At 48.3% G+C, this 16,185-nt stretch carries 15 protein-coding genes; 10 read left to right on the plus strand and 5 right to left on the minus strand.

Translation table 11 applies throughout. The features are described from left to right. Window positions 1-29: 29 nt before the first annotated feature. Together galK and menA are read left to right on the plus strand one after the other, a co-directional pair. On the plus strand, window positions 30-1,160 hold the full coding sequence (galK, locus tag B5F83_RS05410; protein ID WP_087277946.1) for a galactokinase: 1,131 nt from the start codon (window positions 30-32) through the stop codon (window positions 1,158-1,160). 53 nt (window positions 1,161-1,213) lie between these two features. Further along, window positions 1,214-2,122 (plus strand): 1,4-dihydroxy-2-naphthoate octaprenyltransferase, encoded by a 909-nt coding sequence (menA, locus tag B5F83_RS05415; RefSeq protein WP_087277701.1) that lies wholly within the window; start codon window positions 1,214-1,216, stop codon window positions 2,120-2,122. A gap of 62 nt (window positions 2,123-2,184) precedes the next feature. Here menA and ubiE read toward each other — a convergent pair whose 3' ends face one another. Beyond that, entirely contained in the window at window positions 2,185-2,922 is a 738-nt protein-coding gene (gene ubiE, locus B5F83_RS05420) for a bifunctional demethylmenaquinone methyltransferase/2-methoxy-6-polyprenyl-1,4-benzoquinol methylase UbiE (RefSeq protein ID WP_087277698.1), read from the minus strand. A gap of 160 nt (window positions 2,923-3,082) precedes the next feature. On the opposite strand from ubiE, the gene B5F83_RS05425 reads away from it, so the two are divergent. From B5F83_RS05425 to B5F83_RS05435, 3 genes are all read left to right on the plus strand, one after another. Then, complete coding sequence (locus tag B5F83_RS05425) at window positions 3,083-3,523, plus strand: NfeD family protein (protein WP_158094166.1); 441 nt, start codon at window positions 3,083-3,085, stop codon at window positions 3,521-3,523. 22 nt (window positions 3,524-3,545) lie between these two features. Continuing rightward, entirely contained in the window at window positions 3,546-4,532 is a 987-nt protein-coding gene (locus tag B5F83_RS05430) for an SPFH domain-containing protein (RefSeq protein WP_087277692.1), read from the plus strand. A gap of 144 nt (window positions 4,533-4,676) precedes the next feature. Beyond that, window positions 4,677-5,882 (plus strand): AAA family ATPase, encoded by a 1,206-nt coding sequence (locus B5F83_RS05435; protein WP_087277689.1) that lies wholly within the window; start codon window positions 4,677-4,679, stop codon window positions 5,880-5,882. Window positions 5,883-5,994: 112 nt separating this feature from the next. On the opposite strand, the gene B5F83_RS05440 is transcribed toward B5F83_RS05435, so the two are convergent. Then, window positions 5,995-7,419: a M56 family metallopeptidase gene (locus tag B5F83_RS05440; RefSeq protein ID WP_087277686.1), complete on the minus strand. Its 1,425-nt coding sequence runs from the start codon at window positions 7,417-7,419 to the stop codon at window positions 5,995-5,997. Window positions 7,420-7,427: 8 nt separating this feature from the next. Continuing rightward, window positions 7,428-7,790, minus strand: coding sequence for a BlaI/MecI/CopY family transcriptional regulator (locus B5F83_RS05445; protein ID WP_087277683.1), 363 nt, complete (start codon window positions 7,788-7,790; stop codon window positions 7,428-7,430). 451 nt (window positions 7,791-8,241) lie between these two features. Between B5F83_RS05445 and B5F83_RS05450 the strand changes: the two genes are divergently transcribed. From B5F83_RS05450 to B5F83_RS05465, 5 genes are all read left to right on the plus strand, one after another. Beyond that, a complete protein-coding gene (locus B5F83_RS05450; protein WP_087277943.1) occupies window positions 8,242-9,516 on the plus strand; it encodes a DUF4143 domain-containing protein in 1,275 nt (424 codons plus the stop codon). Window positions 9,517-9,590: 74 nt separating this feature from the next. Further along, window positions 9,591-9,716, plus strand: coding sequence for a hypothetical protein (locus B5F83_RS10840; RefSeq protein ID WP_255376114.1), 126 nt, complete (start codon window positions 9,591-9,593; stop codon window positions 9,714-9,716). Between the two features lie 10 nt (window positions 9,717-9,726). Continuing rightward, a complete protein-coding gene (locus tag B5F83_RS05455) occupies window positions 9,727-10,806 on the plus strand; it encodes an aldose epimerase family protein (protein ID WP_087277680.1) in 1,080 nt (359 codons plus the stop codon). A gap of 11 nt (window positions 10,807-10,817) precedes the next feature. Then, entirely contained in the window at window positions 10,818-11,612 is a 795-nt protein-coding gene (locus tag B5F83_RS05460; protein ID WP_087277677.1) for a thymidylate synthase, read from the plus strand. 31 nt (window positions 11,613-11,643) lie between these two features. Continuing rightward, on the plus strand, window positions 11,644-12,183 hold the full coding sequence (locus tag B5F83_RS05465) for a dihydrofolate reductase (protein WP_087277674.1): 540 nt from the start codon (window positions 11,644-11,646) through the stop codon (window positions 12,181-12,183). Here B5F83_RS05465 and B5F83_RS05470 read toward each other — a convergent pair. Further along, complete coding sequence (locus tag B5F83_RS05470) at window positions 12,149-14,635, minus strand: YfhO family protein (RefSeq protein ID WP_087277671.1); 2,487 nt, start codon at window positions 14,633-14,635, stop codon at window positions 12,149-12,151. The genes B5F83_RS05465 and B5F83_RS05470 overlap by 35 nt on opposite strands. Further along, window positions 14,619-15,944, minus strand: coding sequence for a glycosyltransferase (locus B5F83_RS05475; protein WP_087277668.1), 1,326 nt, complete (start codon window positions 15,942-15,944; stop codon window positions 14,619-14,621). Before B5F83_RS05475 ends, B5F83_RS05470 begins: the two co-directional genes overlap by 17 nt. Between the last annotated feature and the right edge of the window lie 241 nt (window positions 15,945-16,185).

Consider the following 16,185-nt stretch of genomic DNA (forward strand, 5'->3'; position numbering starts at 1 on the left):
TGTAACCATTCTGCGTATTTGTTATGACGATAAAAGACAGGATTTCGGAAAAATTCAGTGCGTTGTTTTCAGGGCACGGGGCAATTTATATGTCGGCCGGGAGGATTAATCTGATAGGGGAGCATACCGATTATAACGGAGGCTTCGTTTTCCCGGGGGCGATAGACAAGGGCATTTGGGTGGAAATGAAACCTAACGGAGGAAAATCCGCGAGGGTGTATTCGCTCGATTACGGGGAATATGCCGAATTCGGTATGGATGAAAAGGACAAGCCTTCAAGCTCCTGGGCGAGGTATGTTTTCGGCGTATGCCGTGAAATCATCAAAAGGGGTTATGACGTATGCGGTTTTGATGCCGTGTTCTCCGGGGATGTCCCTCTCGGGGCAGGACTTTCGTCTTCCGCCGCTTTGGAAAGCGCTTTCGGTTTCGGTTTGAACGACATGTTTTCATTGGGCATACCGGGATTCGAGCTTGCGCTTATAGGACAGGCTACGGAACACAATTATTGCGGGGTAAATTGCGGCATCATGGACCAGTTCGCCTCTATTTTCGGAAAGGCGGGAAATCTGATGAGGCTCGATTGCATGACTCTGGAATATGAGTATTACCCGTTTGCCCCCGAGGGTTACAGGCTCGTCCTGTTGGATTCGGTAGTCAAACACGAGCTTGTCGGTTCTCCGTACAACAGGCGCCGGGAAAGTTGTGAAAGGGTTGCGGAAAAATTGGGAAGAAAATTCCTGCGCGGTGCTTCAATGTCCGATTTGGAGGCGGTAAGGGCCGATATTTCCGAAGAAGATTACAAGAGGGCAAGGTATGTGATAGGTGAGGAAAAGCGTGTCATGACGGTCTGCGATGCCCTGCAAAAAGGCGATTATGAGACGGTCGGCCGGATGATGTACGAGACACACCGCGGAATGAGGGACGATTATGAAGTGAGCTGCGAGGAACTGGATTTCCTCAACAATCTGGCTTTGGATTGCGGGGTTACCGGCTCGCGCATCATGGGCGGAGGCTTCGGAGGCTGTACGATAAATCTTGTCAGGGAAGGTGTTTACCATGATTTCATCGATAAGGCGACGGTTTCTTTCGCTTCCCGTTACGGACATGCGCCGAAGGTTTACGATGTGGTGATTTCGGACGGGGCGAGGAGGATAGGGTAGGAATCCGGTTAAAACAGGTTGTTCATTAATTGTTGAAATGGCTAATTGTTGAAATGGCTTCGAAATTCAGACTCTGGTTTTCAATCATACGGCCCCGTACCCTTCCGGCTTCGGTTGCCGGGGTCGTTGCAGGTTCAATATACGCATGGTCGCAGGACTGTTTTGTCGCTCTTCCGTCCATTGTCGCATTGGTTTTCGCCGTATCGGCACAGATAGCCTCGAATCTGGCGAATGATTATTTTGATTTTCTTAAAGGTGCCGATGGAGCGGGGAGGGTAGGTCCCAAGCGGTATCTGACAACGGGGGAGGTGTCTCCCGGGGCCATGATGGCGGCGACTATGACCGCCCTTTCGGTTGCCGCCCTTTCCGGGCTCTCCCTGATTTTCATTACCGGGAAACTGTGGCTGCTCGGTGCCGGGATTGTAATAATCCTTGCCGCCGTGGCTTATAGCGGCGGCCCTTATCCTCTGTCACGTCATGCGCTCGGAGATGTTGCCGTCATCCTGTTTTTCGGGCTCATATCGGTTTGTTTTACTTTCTATGTGCAGTCCTTGTATTTCGACTGGGGTGTATTGCTTTTGGGTCTGTCGGTAGGGCTCGTGACCGACAATATCCTTGTCGTGAACAATTATCGTGACATGGAGCAGGATGCTGCCGCGGGAAAACATACGCTGATTACAAGGTATGGCCGCAAATTGGGCCAGCGGTTGTATTATTGGAACGGAGTGGCGGCCATGTTCATAGCCATAGGGGCGGCAGCAATGTATTCGCATTACGGTTGGGGGGATTGGCTGAGAGCATACGTGATAATGAGTTTCTATCTGCTTTTCCATACCTATGCCCATCAGTCCTTGAAGCGGTTGCAGGGGGCCGCGCTTAACCCGCTTCTCGGCAGAACGGCCATGAACCTGTTGATATTCGTGGCGCTTTTCGGAGTGATTGTGCTTACCGATATCCTGTAATGTCCGAGCGATGTTAATTCCATCAGGTAATTTATGGGGTATTGCTCCCGGCTTACCTGCCTTTACCGTGCTTTGCCGGCAAGGTACAGCGTGCAGGTGCCGAATGTCATCTGTCTGTAGGAACAGTTTCCGAAACCGCAGTCTTCAAGTATGGATATGAGTTTTCCCCGTTGTGGAAAGGCGGCGATGCTTTCGGGAAGGTAGGCATAGGCTTTCCTGTCTTTGGAAACCATTCCGCCGATTGCCGGTATGATTTTTCCAGCATAAAGGCTGTAAAACTGTCTGAAAGGGAATTTTTCCGGTACGGACAGTTCCAGTATGGCAAGGGTGCCTCCGTTGTCGAGCACGCGGAGGATTTCTTTCAGTCCCTTTTCGAGGTTTTCAAAATTCCTTACTCCGAATGCTACCGTGACGGCATCGAACGAGCGGTCCGGGAAGGGTATGGCTTCGCAACAGTCGCATCTGACGAAATCTACGGCGGTGCCTTCCGTCCGTCTTGCCTGTTTGGACCTTGCCACTTCGAGCATTCCTTCCGAAAGGTCGGCACCGACCAGTTTTTCCGGACTCAGTTTCCGGTTGATTTCGAACGTCATGTCACCCGTCCCGCACGCTATGTCGAGTATCCTCCCGTTTCTGTGTTTTTCCAGGGCCCTGATAGTGCGGCTCCGCCATTTTCTGTCCGAACCGAAAGACATCAGATGGTTCATCCTGTCGTATGCCGGGGCTATGTTGTCGAACATTTTTTCGACCTGCTCGTGCTTGCTCCCTTCCTCCCCGTATGGTTTGATAATTTTTCCCATTTTTGGAATGTCGTTTTTCTAATTAAGTAAAAACTTATTGATAATCAAGCATATCGCAAAAATGTGCCCGATTCGGTTAAGTACAAATGTAGGTATTTTTTATGATTCGGATGAATTAGGGAAATTTTTCTTAACTTGCGGAAAAATAACTCTCGATATTATGGAAGTCTGGCATATTTGGGCCATAATCGCCCTCGTTTTGGTAATCATAGAGATTTTTACTACCGGTTTTGCCGTGCTTTGCCTTGCATTCGGCGCCGTGGCGGCGGCTGTGGCTTCGGCCTGCTCCGCAAGCGTTACCTGGCAGGTCGTCTGGTTTTCGGCGGTTACCTTGGCGGCTTTCGTCCTTGTGCGGCCGTTTCTTCTGAAGACGTTCAAAAGAAGCAGGCGTGGCAGACAGAGCGGGGTTGAGGCGCTTGTGGGACGGCAGGCAGTCGTTACCGAACGCATATCCCTGGCCGAAAATACGGGAAGGGCCGCAGTGGACGGGGATGACTGGAAAGCGGTCAGTGCGGACGACCGGGACGTGGAAAAAGGGGAGCGTGTCGTAATCGAAGGCGTGGAGAGCGTTGTGCTGAAAGTCAGGAAAATAAACGAATAGAAACATATTAAAACCGTTAATCATGGGAACTTTAATCATTGTGGCCCTCATAGCCGTAATCGTAATTATTTTTGCCCTTTCGGGCCTTAAAATCATCCAGCAGGGAGAGACCAAAGTCATAGAAAGGCTTGGAAAATACCACAGTACCCTTTCATCGGGAATCAATATCATCTGGCCCATTCTCGACAGGCCCAGGAAGATATATGCACGTTACGTCCGCGAAGGCTATGCCGGCGATACGCATGTAGTCATCAGGCTTTCCGACAAGATTGACCTCAGGGAACAGGTCTATGATTTTCCGGAGCAGAGTGTAATTACCAAGGACAATGTGACTACCCGCATCAATGCCTTGCTTTATTTTCAGATAGTGGACCCTTTCAAGGCCGTTTATGAGATAGACAACCTGCCGAATGCGATAGAGAAGCTCACCCAGACTACGTTGAGGAATGTCATCGGGGAGCTTGAGCTTGACGAGACCCTCACCTCCCGCGATACTATCAATTCGAAGCTCCGTGCCGTCCTCGATGATGCCTCGAACAAGTGGGGCGTAAAGGTGAACCGGGTAGAGCTACAGGATATAACCCCTCCTGAAAGTGTCCGCAATGCGATGGAGCAGCAGATGCAGGCCGAGCGTGAAAGACGTGCGAAAATCCTGAAAGCGGAAGGCGAGAAGACCTCTGCAATCCTCAAGTCCGAGGGAGAGAAGGAGTCGCAGATAAACCGTGCATCGGCAGACAAGGAGTCCCAGATACTCATGGCTGAAGGAGAGGCCCGCGCAAAAATCCTCCAGGCCGAAGCGGAAGCCGCTGCCATATCGAAAATCACCGAAGCAATCAAGGGAACCGACTCCAACCCTGCATCCTACATGCTTGCAGTCAAATATATTGAAACCATGAAGGAGATGGTCAGCGGGAAGGACAATAAGACAGTCTACATGCCATACGAGGCCTCTTCGATGCTGAGCTCGCTGGGCGGTATAAAGGACCTGTTTGATAAGAAAATTTCATAAAAACGGGAACGAGGCAACTTAAGTCAAGGCGTTCCCGGCTTTGCAAAACGACGAAGTGAAACACTTTTGGAAAGGTGAATTTTAACAAAAATTAGCTTTTGCAAAAGTGTTTTATATATTTGCAGTTGAATAAAATCAGATATTATGGATTATACTGACATTCAACCCCTGATAAATATTTATCATAGGAAATTGGCTGCTACGGATTTGCGTTTCAAACGGTATCTGCATTACCGTATAGACTGGGACGTGCGCCTGATAGGGATTAAGGGCGCACGAGGAGTCGGCAAAACCACAATGTTGTTGCAGCATATCAAGGAATCATTTGACAAGATAGACGATGCATTATACGTGTCGCTTGACAATCTATGGTTCAACACCCATAAATTGGAGGAGCTGGTCGAGTTTTTATATACGCATGGGGTGATGCACATTTATCTTGATGAGGTGCACAGGTATAAGGATTGGGCGGTATTGCTTAAAAATTTCTATGACAGTTATCCGGATTTGAATATTGTTTATACCGGTTCTGCAATGCTCGCCATAGACAATTCGAAGGCAGACTTGTCGCGCCGGCAATCGTTATATACTCTTAACGGTCTGTCTTTCAGGGAATATCTTGCCTGTGAAGGTGTAGCTGCAATCCCAACCATAGGGTTGGAAGAGATGCTTGCGGGCCATGTGGAATATGCAGTCGATGTAATATCCGGAATCAAAATTCTTAAATATTTTGACAAGTATTTGCGTGAAGGCTATTATCCGTATTATAAAGAAGCCGGAAACGATTATCTTATGCGTGTGGGAGAAGTTGCGCGCCTTGTCATAGACAATGATATACCTTCTGTGGAAGATATAACATATTTTACAGCGCAAAAAATAAAGACATTGTTAATGGTAATTGCCGGAAACGTTCCATTGAAACCCAATATCAGCAAGCTTTCGTCGCAGTTGGAATCGACACGTGACCAGACCTTAAAGATGCTGTATCTGTTAGACAGGGCGGATTTATTGCTCTTGCTTACCGAGCAGTTGAAAAATTACAAGCACTTGGTCAGTCCTAAAAAAATCTATCTGAATAATGCCAATCTGATGTATGCCTTATCCGGAAAAATCTCGGAAGGCACTGTCCGGGAGACTTTTTTTGCAAATCAGGTAGGCGCCGTCGCTGACCTGACAATGCCGAAGCAAGGGGATTTCCTGGCAGACGGAAAATATCTGTTCGAAGTCGGAGGAAGCAGCAAGACTTTTGACCAAATCGCCGGTATCCCAGAGAGTTATCTTGCAGTGGACGGTATTGAAACAGGTAGCGGAAACAGGATACCGCTTTGGATGTTCGGCTGTATGTATTAAAAAGCATGTCTCAAATTTTCTGAGAAAAATTTTAAACCGCTTCTAAAATTTATTAGAATACCCCGGCAGGCAGGAGGTGGGCCGGCCGGGGTATCCGCAGTAGCATTATTGATTATTGTTCCTTGACAAAGTCTATTATAATACCTTCCCCTTCCGGATCTGACATTATGTAGATTTTATCTAAGCTGGAAATGGACTCGTAATTGAGACCGAAACTCTTCCCGTTCAGGCTATCAATCGGTATATCGTCAGGGAAATCCTTGCCGTTTTGCTTGAACTTTATATTTTTAATCACATCGAAGAAAACATCGTTCTTGTCGACACCCTCGTCGGTGATTGTGAGGACGATTCCCTTTTCTCCCAATTTGTCAACGGTAATGCCTTTCTTCTTCAGGAGTTCTTTCAGGCTTATCGAATTGACGGTACCTGTTTCCACGCTGTTGCCGGCTTTGAACTGTATCTCCCCGTTTTCGTCAATTGTTACTGTAAGTTCTCCTGATTTGAGCACGAGTTTTTGTTTGTCTTTATCCGGGGATTGAGTATCTTTGCCATGATAAGTTACGATGTAGGACATGGTCCCTTCCGTCCCGGAGATGGTAGTTGAATCGGCATCGGTGTTTTCATAGTGTCCGTTGCCGTCCGGTGCTGCGGAGGATACGTACGTGATATCGGTCTTGGCGTTGGCTGCCAGACATATCCCGATTAAAGGGATTGCGTAAAGCACTCTGAGTGCTTTGACGAAAGTTGATTTTTTACAAGACATCATAGTAATGCGTTTTTTAAGAGTACTGTGATTAAAGCTGTTGGTTATTGAGTGGCCGCTCAAGCCAACGGCTTTTTTTATTAATAAAAATTGGTATTGTGTAGCATTAATGCCGGATTTGAGTACTTCCCTGTCGGCTTCGTATTCATGGATGGCCCGCAGGTCGCTGCGAAGCATCCAGATTACCGGGTTGAACCATTGCAGGGCCGTGAACAGGTTGATGAACAGGATGTCCCACGAGTGTCCGAGACGTATGTGGGCTTTTTCATGTATCAGGATTTCATCATGTTTTTCCGAATAATCCTTTTCTGACAGGACTATGTATTTCATCCAGCTGAACGGAGCGACTTCCCTTTGCGTGACGACGATGACCGTCCCGTCCGGCTGGCGAATTCTTTTCCCGCGGCGGACAATCCGCATTACGCTGAAAACCGATGCTGCCGTATTGGCGATTACCGCCAGGGCTCCTGCGACTAAGATGCCGAGCAGGATGTAATCCGACGGGAATGCGCTTCCGGTCTGTCCGGCAACATTTTCCTGAATGCCGGGTTGCATGCCGAAAGCGTACGGCAGGTTTTCAAGGCGGACAGGGACTTCGACTGTTTTATGTACCGTAATCCTGCAAAGCGGGAGCAGTGCGGCAACCGCCGCCGAGCACAGGAGCACCACTCTGTTCAGCCTGTGGAAGGTCTCCTTGCTTAACAGCAGGCGATAGAACAGGTAGAATCCTGCAAAGAGGACGGCTGTCTTTATTTCATATACGATAAAATCCATGTCAATCCCTATTTTCTGTTTTTCTCTATTTCGTCAATCAGGCCCTTCAGTTCTTCAACGGTGATTTTTTCTTCTCTGACCAGCTCCGATACGGCGTTCAGGTATGAATTCCCAAGATAGTTGCTGATGATTCCGCTGAGACTGCTTCTTCCGTACTCTTCCCGGCTTATGACAGGATAGTACTGATAAGTGTTCCCGTGTGACTTATGCGACAGGAAACCGTTGCTTTCGAGTATCCGTACCATGGTGGAAAGCGTGTTGATATGGGGCTGCGGCTCCGGGTAGAGGCTTTGCAACTCCTTGACAAACATTGCCCCCCTGTCCCAGAACAGATTCATTATTTCATTTTCCCGTTTCGTCAATCTTTTCATAATACTTGAAGTTTTTGCAGTGTCGCTCAAAAAATGTATTTGCGGCTTTGCAGTGATTTATGGTGCAAATATAACTAATTTTTTTAGTTGCAACTATAAAATTTAGTTAAAAACATATTTTTTTACACTTTGTAAAAGGGTAAAGCACGCCTCGACTTAACCCTTGTTTTTATAAACCACTGTAAATCAGTAATAAGCAATAGATATGACGGAAAATTGCTGTGGATTTTAAAGGGTTTGGAATACCCCGAAATCCACACTTGTTAAATATTGTTACAATAGTAATTTGCTGTATATCAACACATAACGATACATTTGGGTTAAGCCGGGATGTGGCTGCTAAAATCTAGAATCCGGGCGGACATTTTCTCCGAATCCGGGCGGATGATTTCTCTGAATCCGGGCGGATGATTTTGCTAATTCAAATAAAATTAGTAATTTGGCCGCCGTTATGGAAAAGATTGATTATTTACCGAGACTAATAGACAGGAAAATTGAATCGTTGCTTGAAACTTTTGGCGCGATATGTATAGAAGGGCCGAAATGGTGCGGTAAGACCTGGACCGGAATGTACCATAGTAATAGCAGTGTAATGCTTGGAGATCCTGCCGGGAATTTTCAGAACCGTCAGTTGGCGATGTTAAATCCGTCTTTGGTCTTGGAAGGGGCGCCCCCACGATTGGTAGATGAATGGCAGGAAGTACCGCAATTGTGGGACGCTGTCAGATATTATGCCGATCAAAATGGCGAGAAAGGTTTATTTATCATGACAGGTTCATCTAACCCTCAATATAAAGGAGTGATGCATAGTGGTACGGGAAGGATTGCACGAGCGAAAATGAGGCCTATGTCCCTGTATGAGTCCGGAGATTCTGACGGTAAAGTGTCATTGACCGACTTGTTCAATAATACACAGAAAGATGTGATTACTGGAGAAATAAGTCTTGGAAGGCTTATTGAACTGACAGTGAGGGGAGGATGGCCGGCTGCGCTGGACATATCATCTGACAATGCGGCTGAAATTTCAAAATCATATATCGATTCAATAATCAACAACGATATCGGAAGAGTAACGGACAGGAAGCATGACAGATACAAGATAGAACTGCTTCTTAAATCCTTGGCAAGAAATGAAAGTTCGACTGCAACCAACAACAGGCTGATACAGGATATAAGCGAAGTTGATTCACATACGATTAACAAAGAAACGCTGTCGGAATATCTTGAAGTTCTTGAAAGACTGTTTCTTATAGAAAATATAAAGCCGTTTTCCCCTGAATTGCGTTCCGGAACAAGGGTAAAACAAGCGAAAAAGCGCCATTTTACAGACCCTTCGTTGGCTTGTGCTTTGCTTGGGGCGAATGAGAAAAAACTGTTCGGGGATTTGAACACATTCGGTTTTATGTTTGAATCATTATGCGAGAGGGATCTTCTGACATACGCTGAAGCCATATCCGGTGAACTTACGCATTTTCAGGATTATTCCAATAATGAAATAGATGCCGTCATACAATCGGATGATGGAAGATGGGGTTGTTTTGAAATCAAACTTGGAATGAACCAAGTGGACAAAGCAGCGGCAAACCTGCTGAAAATGAATGATTTTTTTAAGAATAACAGTTCTTCATCCCCTGCATTCCTTGCCGTAATATGCGGAATGACGTCCGCTGCTTACAGAAGACCGGACGGAGTATATGTGATTCCGATAACTTCTTTAAGACCTTAATAGGCGAATCGATTTCTAAATAAATTTGCATTGCTCTCGGCTTCTGCGTAAGTTTGAGAAAAATTTGGATAATTATGGAAGACGATAAAAAAGAACGCCTCCCCGAAACCGACGAGGTCGTGGAAAATGAGGAACAGGAACGTAAGAAAGAGGAAGAATTGATGAAAATGTGCATCATAACCAATATGTTGGCTCAATAAAAAGTCCGATATGGTAACAATAGAAACAACGCCTTGGGGCAAAGGGCCCGAAGGAGAAGAAATACATCTTTATAAGATGACAAACGTCACCGGGGCTTCGGTCGTACTTTCCGAGACAGGTGCAGGGATAGTGGAAATCAATGTTCCCGACAAAGAAGGGAGAATAGCCAATGTCGCTTTGGGTTATGCCAGAGCGGAGGACTATTTCAACGACGGCCCTTGCATGGGAAAGGTGCCGGGAAGGTACGCAAACAGGATAGCCGGGGCAATGTTCGTCCTTGACGGGAAGGAATACAGGCTTCTTTCGGACAAGGCGGACTTTCAGTTGCACGGCGGCCCCGGAGGATACGCGGACAGGATATGGAAAGGGCGCGTATCGGACAATGGGGTCGAATTCCTTTTGGAAGACCCTGACGGGAAAAACGGTTATCCCGGCAATGTGGAGGTACTTGCCCGTTACGAATGGGATGACGAATGCCGCTTGACATTGAGCCTCAGGGCGCACAGCGATGCTCCTACTGTAATCAACCTTACCAATCATGCGTATTTCAACCTTAAAGGCGAGGGGAACGGGGATATATTGGACCACCGTCTCACTCTCAATGCTTCGGATTTCGTAGTGACGGATTCCAATCTCGTACCTACGGGCGAAATAGCTTCGGTTGCCGGCACTCCGATGGATTTTACAACGCCGAAAGAGATAGGCCGCGATATAGCCATGGATTTTCCGGCACTGAAATCAGGCAAAGGTTATGATTCTTGCTGGGTCATAGACGGCCGTCCGGGAGAACTGAGCCTTGCAGCCCGTCCGGGAGAACTGAGCCTTGCAGCCCGTCTGGAAGAACGGCAGTCCGGCCGCGTATTGGAAGTCCTGACTACGCAGCCCGGAGTACAGGTCTACACCGGCAACTGGCTGGACGGCTGCCCGAAAGGCAGGGGCGGTGCGGAATACCACGACTATTACGGGGTGGCTCTGGAATGCCAGCACCTTCCCGATTCTCCTAACCATCCGGATTTTCCTTCCACGGTGTTGAGGCCCGGAGAAGAGTTCAATGAATTGATAATTTACAGGTTTTCGGCAAAAGGATAATTTTAATACAGATGAAACAGTATTTGGATTTGCTCCGGCATGTCAGGGAGCACGGTGTCCTGAAACATGACCGCACCGGAGTCGGGACGAAAAGCGTTTTCGGTTATCAGATGAGATTCGACCTTTCCGAAGGTTTTCCGCTGCTTACCACGAAAAAAGTGCATCTGCGTTCAATCATATATGAACTGCTCTGGTTCATTTCCGGCGACACCAACATCAAGTACCTGCATGACCACGGGGTTTCGATTTGGGACGAATGGGCGGATGAAAACGGAGACCTCGGTCCGGTGTACGGACATCAGTGGCGTGCATGGCCGACTCCTGACGGAAAGACCATCGACCAGTTGTCCGCCGTTGTGGATTCGTTGAAACATAACCCCGATTCACGCCGCCATATCATTTCGGCTTGGAATGTCGCGGAGGTGGACAGGATGGCCCTTCCTCCATGCCATACGCTTTTCCAGTTTTACGTAGCCGACGGGCGGCTTTCCTGCCAGCTTTATCAGAGAAGCGCGGATTTGTTCCTCGGAGTGCCTTTCAACATAGCTTCCTACGCCCTGCTTACCATGATGATGGCGCAGGTATGCGGCTATAAGGCTGGGGACTTCGTACACACTTTCGGGGATGCGCACATATATCTGAATCATTTCGAACAGGTGGATTTGCAGCTTTCGCGGGAACCGCGCCCGCTTCCTGTAATGAAAATCAATCCTGACGTGAAGGACATATTTTCATTCAAATATGAAGATTTCACCCTTGAGGGCTACGACCCTTGGCCTGCAATAAAGGCCCCTGTGGCGGTATAGTTTTGTCTCATAGCTAATCTGAAAAATAAGGATGTCTTATAAAAATTTGAAAATCAACATCATCGTTGCTCTGGCGGACAATCTCGCCATAGGCCGCGGCAACGACATGCCATGGCATTTGTCGGAGGATTTGAAATATTTCAAGAAGACTACTTCGGGCCATACCGTGATAATGGGGCGCAGGACTTTCGAGTCGATAGGCCGCCCTCTGCCCGGGAGGCGCAATATCGTAATTACCAGGAAACCAGAGGGAAATGGACTGGCTGCAAGGGAAGGCATCGAATGTGTGCCGTCCCTGACGGCGGCTTTCGGCAAATGTATAGAAACCGGTAGCGGAGCTTCGATACAGGAAGTGTTCGTCATCGGAGGCGGAAGCGTTTATGCCCAGGCTTTGGAGTACGCGGACAGGCTTTATCTGACCCGCGTAAGGGCGGATATAAAGGATGCCGATACTTTTTTCCCCTCTATTCCTGAAAAACAATGGAAAACCGTTTCCTCATCCCCTGAAATGAGGGACGGGGAAACTGGTTTCATGTTCAACTTCGAGGTTCTGGAGCGTTCCGGCGATTGATTTTTCTGCCGACGCCCATGAAAACGATGGAGCCGGCCAGTATGATAATCAGTATTCCCGAGGTGGCCATGCTTATCCGGTCTCCTTTCACGAATGATTCCGGTTCGAATTCGAATACTATTTCGTGTTCTCCGGCAGGGATGTCCAGGGCGCGCAGAAGATAGTTCGCACACAGTATCTCAGTTTCATTCCCGTCGATATATGCTTTCCAGCCGGCCGGATAATATATCTCGCTGAAAACCGCCAGTCCTCCTTCCGCGTTTTCAGACACGTATTTCAATCTCTTAGGGGAATATTCCGTAAGCGTTATCGTGGATGCCGGTTGTTCCTGTAGGGCGTTTGTCGTTTCCGGCAGATTCGCTTTCGGGCCGGCGGTCAATACAGCATCGGTGCTCAAATCAATGTTCCCAAGTGCATCGAGGGCCTCGGCCGGAGAGCTGGCGACGGAGGTATTCCTGACAAACCATGCGTTGCCCGCGGCCCATGGATTCTTTAATGGAAGCATGTTCCCGTCTATTATAAGGTATTTGCAGTTGAGCATGGACAGGACCGGGCTGTACGGTAGGCGTTCCTGGGCCTGCTCTATCGAGCCGCATTGCCCTATAACCGAATAGACGGCGTTTATCTCCGGTATGAGATAATTTTCGATGAGGTTCTGGTAGCTGCTGAGTTTCGCCGCACTGTATCCGCCTATGTTTTTATGATAATAACTTGCAAAGGAACTGTTGAAAATGTCGCTTCCCAAATCGATTACCCTGTAGTATGGCTCCGGATCCTGTAGGATATAGGTGTCGACAGGCCTCTGCCTCAGCTGTGCCTGGTATGTGGTTTTGCTTACAAAATGATTGTCGTTCAGATATCTTTTGTCGACTCCCCACAGGTCGAACAGTACCAATAAGGCAATAATCCCGTATGCGTAATTCGTTTTCTTTGAAGGTATGAAAATCATCGTTCCCGCCGTGATAATGATTAGTGCGGCTGTCCTGAGGGCATCGCTCCTGAGCAGGGATATTCGGTCCGCCCTGAGTGCGGCGGCGAGTTCATTGCCGTATTGTGCATCTGCCGGTGAGGTGAAATTTCCGGCAATGCCCGGGAAGATGCACAGTACCAATGCAATGCCGGCCGTTATGCCTGCTGCGGCATACAGGCTTTTCATGTATTTCTTCCTGTCGTTGAAAAATTCGCAAAGTCCCATTACGGCCAGCAGCGGAGTGGTGATTTGCAGAATCACCAAGGCCATCGAGACAGTCCTGAATTTGTTGTAGAACGGAAGGATTTCATACATCAGTTTTGTGAAGCCCATGATATGCGAGCCCCATGCAAGAAGTATGGCGAACAGCGATACGGCAAGAAGCCACCATTTCCGTCTGTCCTTCGAGATAATCAGTCCGAGCAGTGCGAGCATTACTATGACGGCTCCGAGGTACATTGGCCCTACGGTGAACGGTTGCGGGCCCCAGTACAGTGGAAGGTTGTTCATCATCGAGTCGATGTTTCCTGCATTGGCGCGTTTCAGAAGGGCGTATGTGTCGGAATTGTTTCCGAGAGCTCCTGCGGACGAACCTCCGTTGAAATTAGGTATAAGAAGATTCGGCGTTTCGTTGACTCCGTAGGACCAGGAAGTGGCGTATGCGAGGTCGAGCCCGTCTTTTTCATCATTGTTTTCAAGCCCCGAGCCTCCGCGAATCGAGTATTCCGTATATTCCAACAGAGGGAGCAGTTTATTCGATACCGTGGCGATTCCGCAGACTCCGATGACGAGGAGGAGCAGCGAGGCCGTGGCGAACCGCTTGAAATATTTTTCCTTTATCGAAAGGACAAGCTCGGTTATCGCGTAAGCCAGGACGATTATGGCAAGATAATAGGTTATCTGCGGGTGGTTGGGCTGGATTTGCAGTGAAAGCGCGATACCGAACAGGGCGGCTCCGAGCAACTGGGCCGGGATGCCCTTTGCCTTGTAGGTATATACGAGGGCCGCAAGCACCCACGGCATGTAAGCGATGGCGAGCATCTTCGTATTGTGTCCGGCCTGGATTATCTGTATATTGTATGAGCAGAGCGTGATGGCTATGGCGCCGAGCACGGCGATGCTTTTCCTGTATCCGAACGAGAGCATCAGCAGAAAACCTCCCAGAAGCGAGATGAAAAGGTAGCTTCCGGGCCTTGTCTTGTCGAGTATGGGATTAATGTAGCCCAGCAGATTGCCTTCAGTATTCGCATAGAACGAAACGTTGGGCATTCCGGAAAACATCGAGTTGCTCCATCTTGTCTTGTCACCGGGGTGCGAGGCATTGTAGTCGGATGTTTCCTTGGATGCCTCCAGCCACGCTACCCTGTCGTGCTGGTATATTACCTTGTCTCCGAGCAGCTGTGGTGCGAAGCCGAATGCGATTGCAGCGAAAAGCAATATTATGCCCACGTATGCGAGCGCCTTTTTATAGTTCTCTTTCATTATTATTTTCTTTTGTCGTTATTATCCTGTCCATAAGTCCCGCCATTTTTTTTGCGAGTTCCGACCTTTCGTATTTCATGACTTCCGTCCTGTCGGTATCTTCGGTTTTCCCGTTGTCCCTGAATTCCTTCCAGAGTCTGATGATTTCGTCTCTCAGGCTGTCGGTCTCTTCCCATCCGAAGGTTTTTCCGCATCCGCTCCTTCTCAGTATTTCCGCCATCGCCCCGTCAGGATTACCTATCCCTATAATCGGACGTCCCGAAGCCAGATATTCGAACAGTTTTCCCGGGAGCACGGCCTTGTATTCCGGTTCATTGCGCAGCGGAAGTATCAGCAGGGAAGCCCCTGTCTGTTCATAATTGGCCGTTTTGTGCGGTACGTACCCAAGGTTGTCTACCCGCAGGCCGGCAGCCTGTATTGACTCGATAATCTGATTGTCCGTTTTTCCGGCGAGCCTGATGCGCAGTTTCCGTGAAAATTCGCTGTCTTCCCGGCACAGGGCGCCCAGGATTTTCCATAGGTTCTCCGGGTTTCCGTCCGCTGCAAAAAGTCCGGTGTGGACAATGTCGAAATATGCGAAATCCGCTTTTCTGTCTTCCGGAAAATCCTTCCTGTCCCAGCCGTTGGTTATCAGTTCCACGGGGGTGGATGTCTTTTTCATGAAATCCTGCTGGACGATAGGGGAAACGGCTACTACAGTGTCCGCTTCGTCAAGTACGTTTTTTTCGAGCCTGAGATGCTTTTTCCTTACATAACCGCACATCGGGATATGTTTGAAGTAAAATATTTCTGTCCAGGGGTCTCTGAAGTCGGCTATCCACGGAAGTCCGGTTTCGCGTTTCAGGTTCCGTCCGATAAGGTGCATCGAATTGGGTGGGCCTGTAGAAATTATGACGTCTACCGGATGTTCCTTGATGTATTTCTTTAAAAATCTGACAGAAGGCCTTATCCATAGGCATCTCGGATCCGGGACGAAGAAGTTTCCGCGCACGAACATCGAGAGCCGTTGTACCGGAGATTTGTCGGCTGAGGCGCTTACGATATTGACTTCCTTGGCAATCCCTTTCCCCCCGGTGAATTTCCTGTATATTCCGTAAGGCTCTGTGATATGTGTCTTTATGATTTCTGTACCGGCAGGTATCTCATCGAGGAGGCTCTCGTCGACTACAAGCTGTTCCGGGTTCTCAGGTGTATAAATGACCGGTTCCCACCCGAATTTAGGCAGAAGTTCGGCAAATTTCAGCCATCTCTGCACTCCGGAGCCTCCGGTCGGCGGCCAATAATATGTAATGACAAGCGCTCTTTTCATTCCGAGTGATTAAAATATTTACAAATATAGGGAACAACTGTTAACCTTGAAAAATTTTTACTAACTTTGACTGTCCTCCTTCGGGAAACCCTTTTTTCGGGTGCTGCCGCCCTGAAAACCATAATGCATACGGGGCTTTGGTAATAATACGAAAGCAACAGAGGCTTTCAATGCGGCAAATCCTGATTATCCTGTAACTGTCGTGGATATGGTAAAAGATTTTGCCGACATTCTTTCGGGA

Origin of the sequence: Muribaculum sp. An289 (assembly GCF_002159555.1) — a bacterium.
Lineage (GTDB): Bacteria > Bacteroidota > Bacteroidia > Bacteroidales > UBA932 > Merdivivens > Merdivivens faecigallinarum.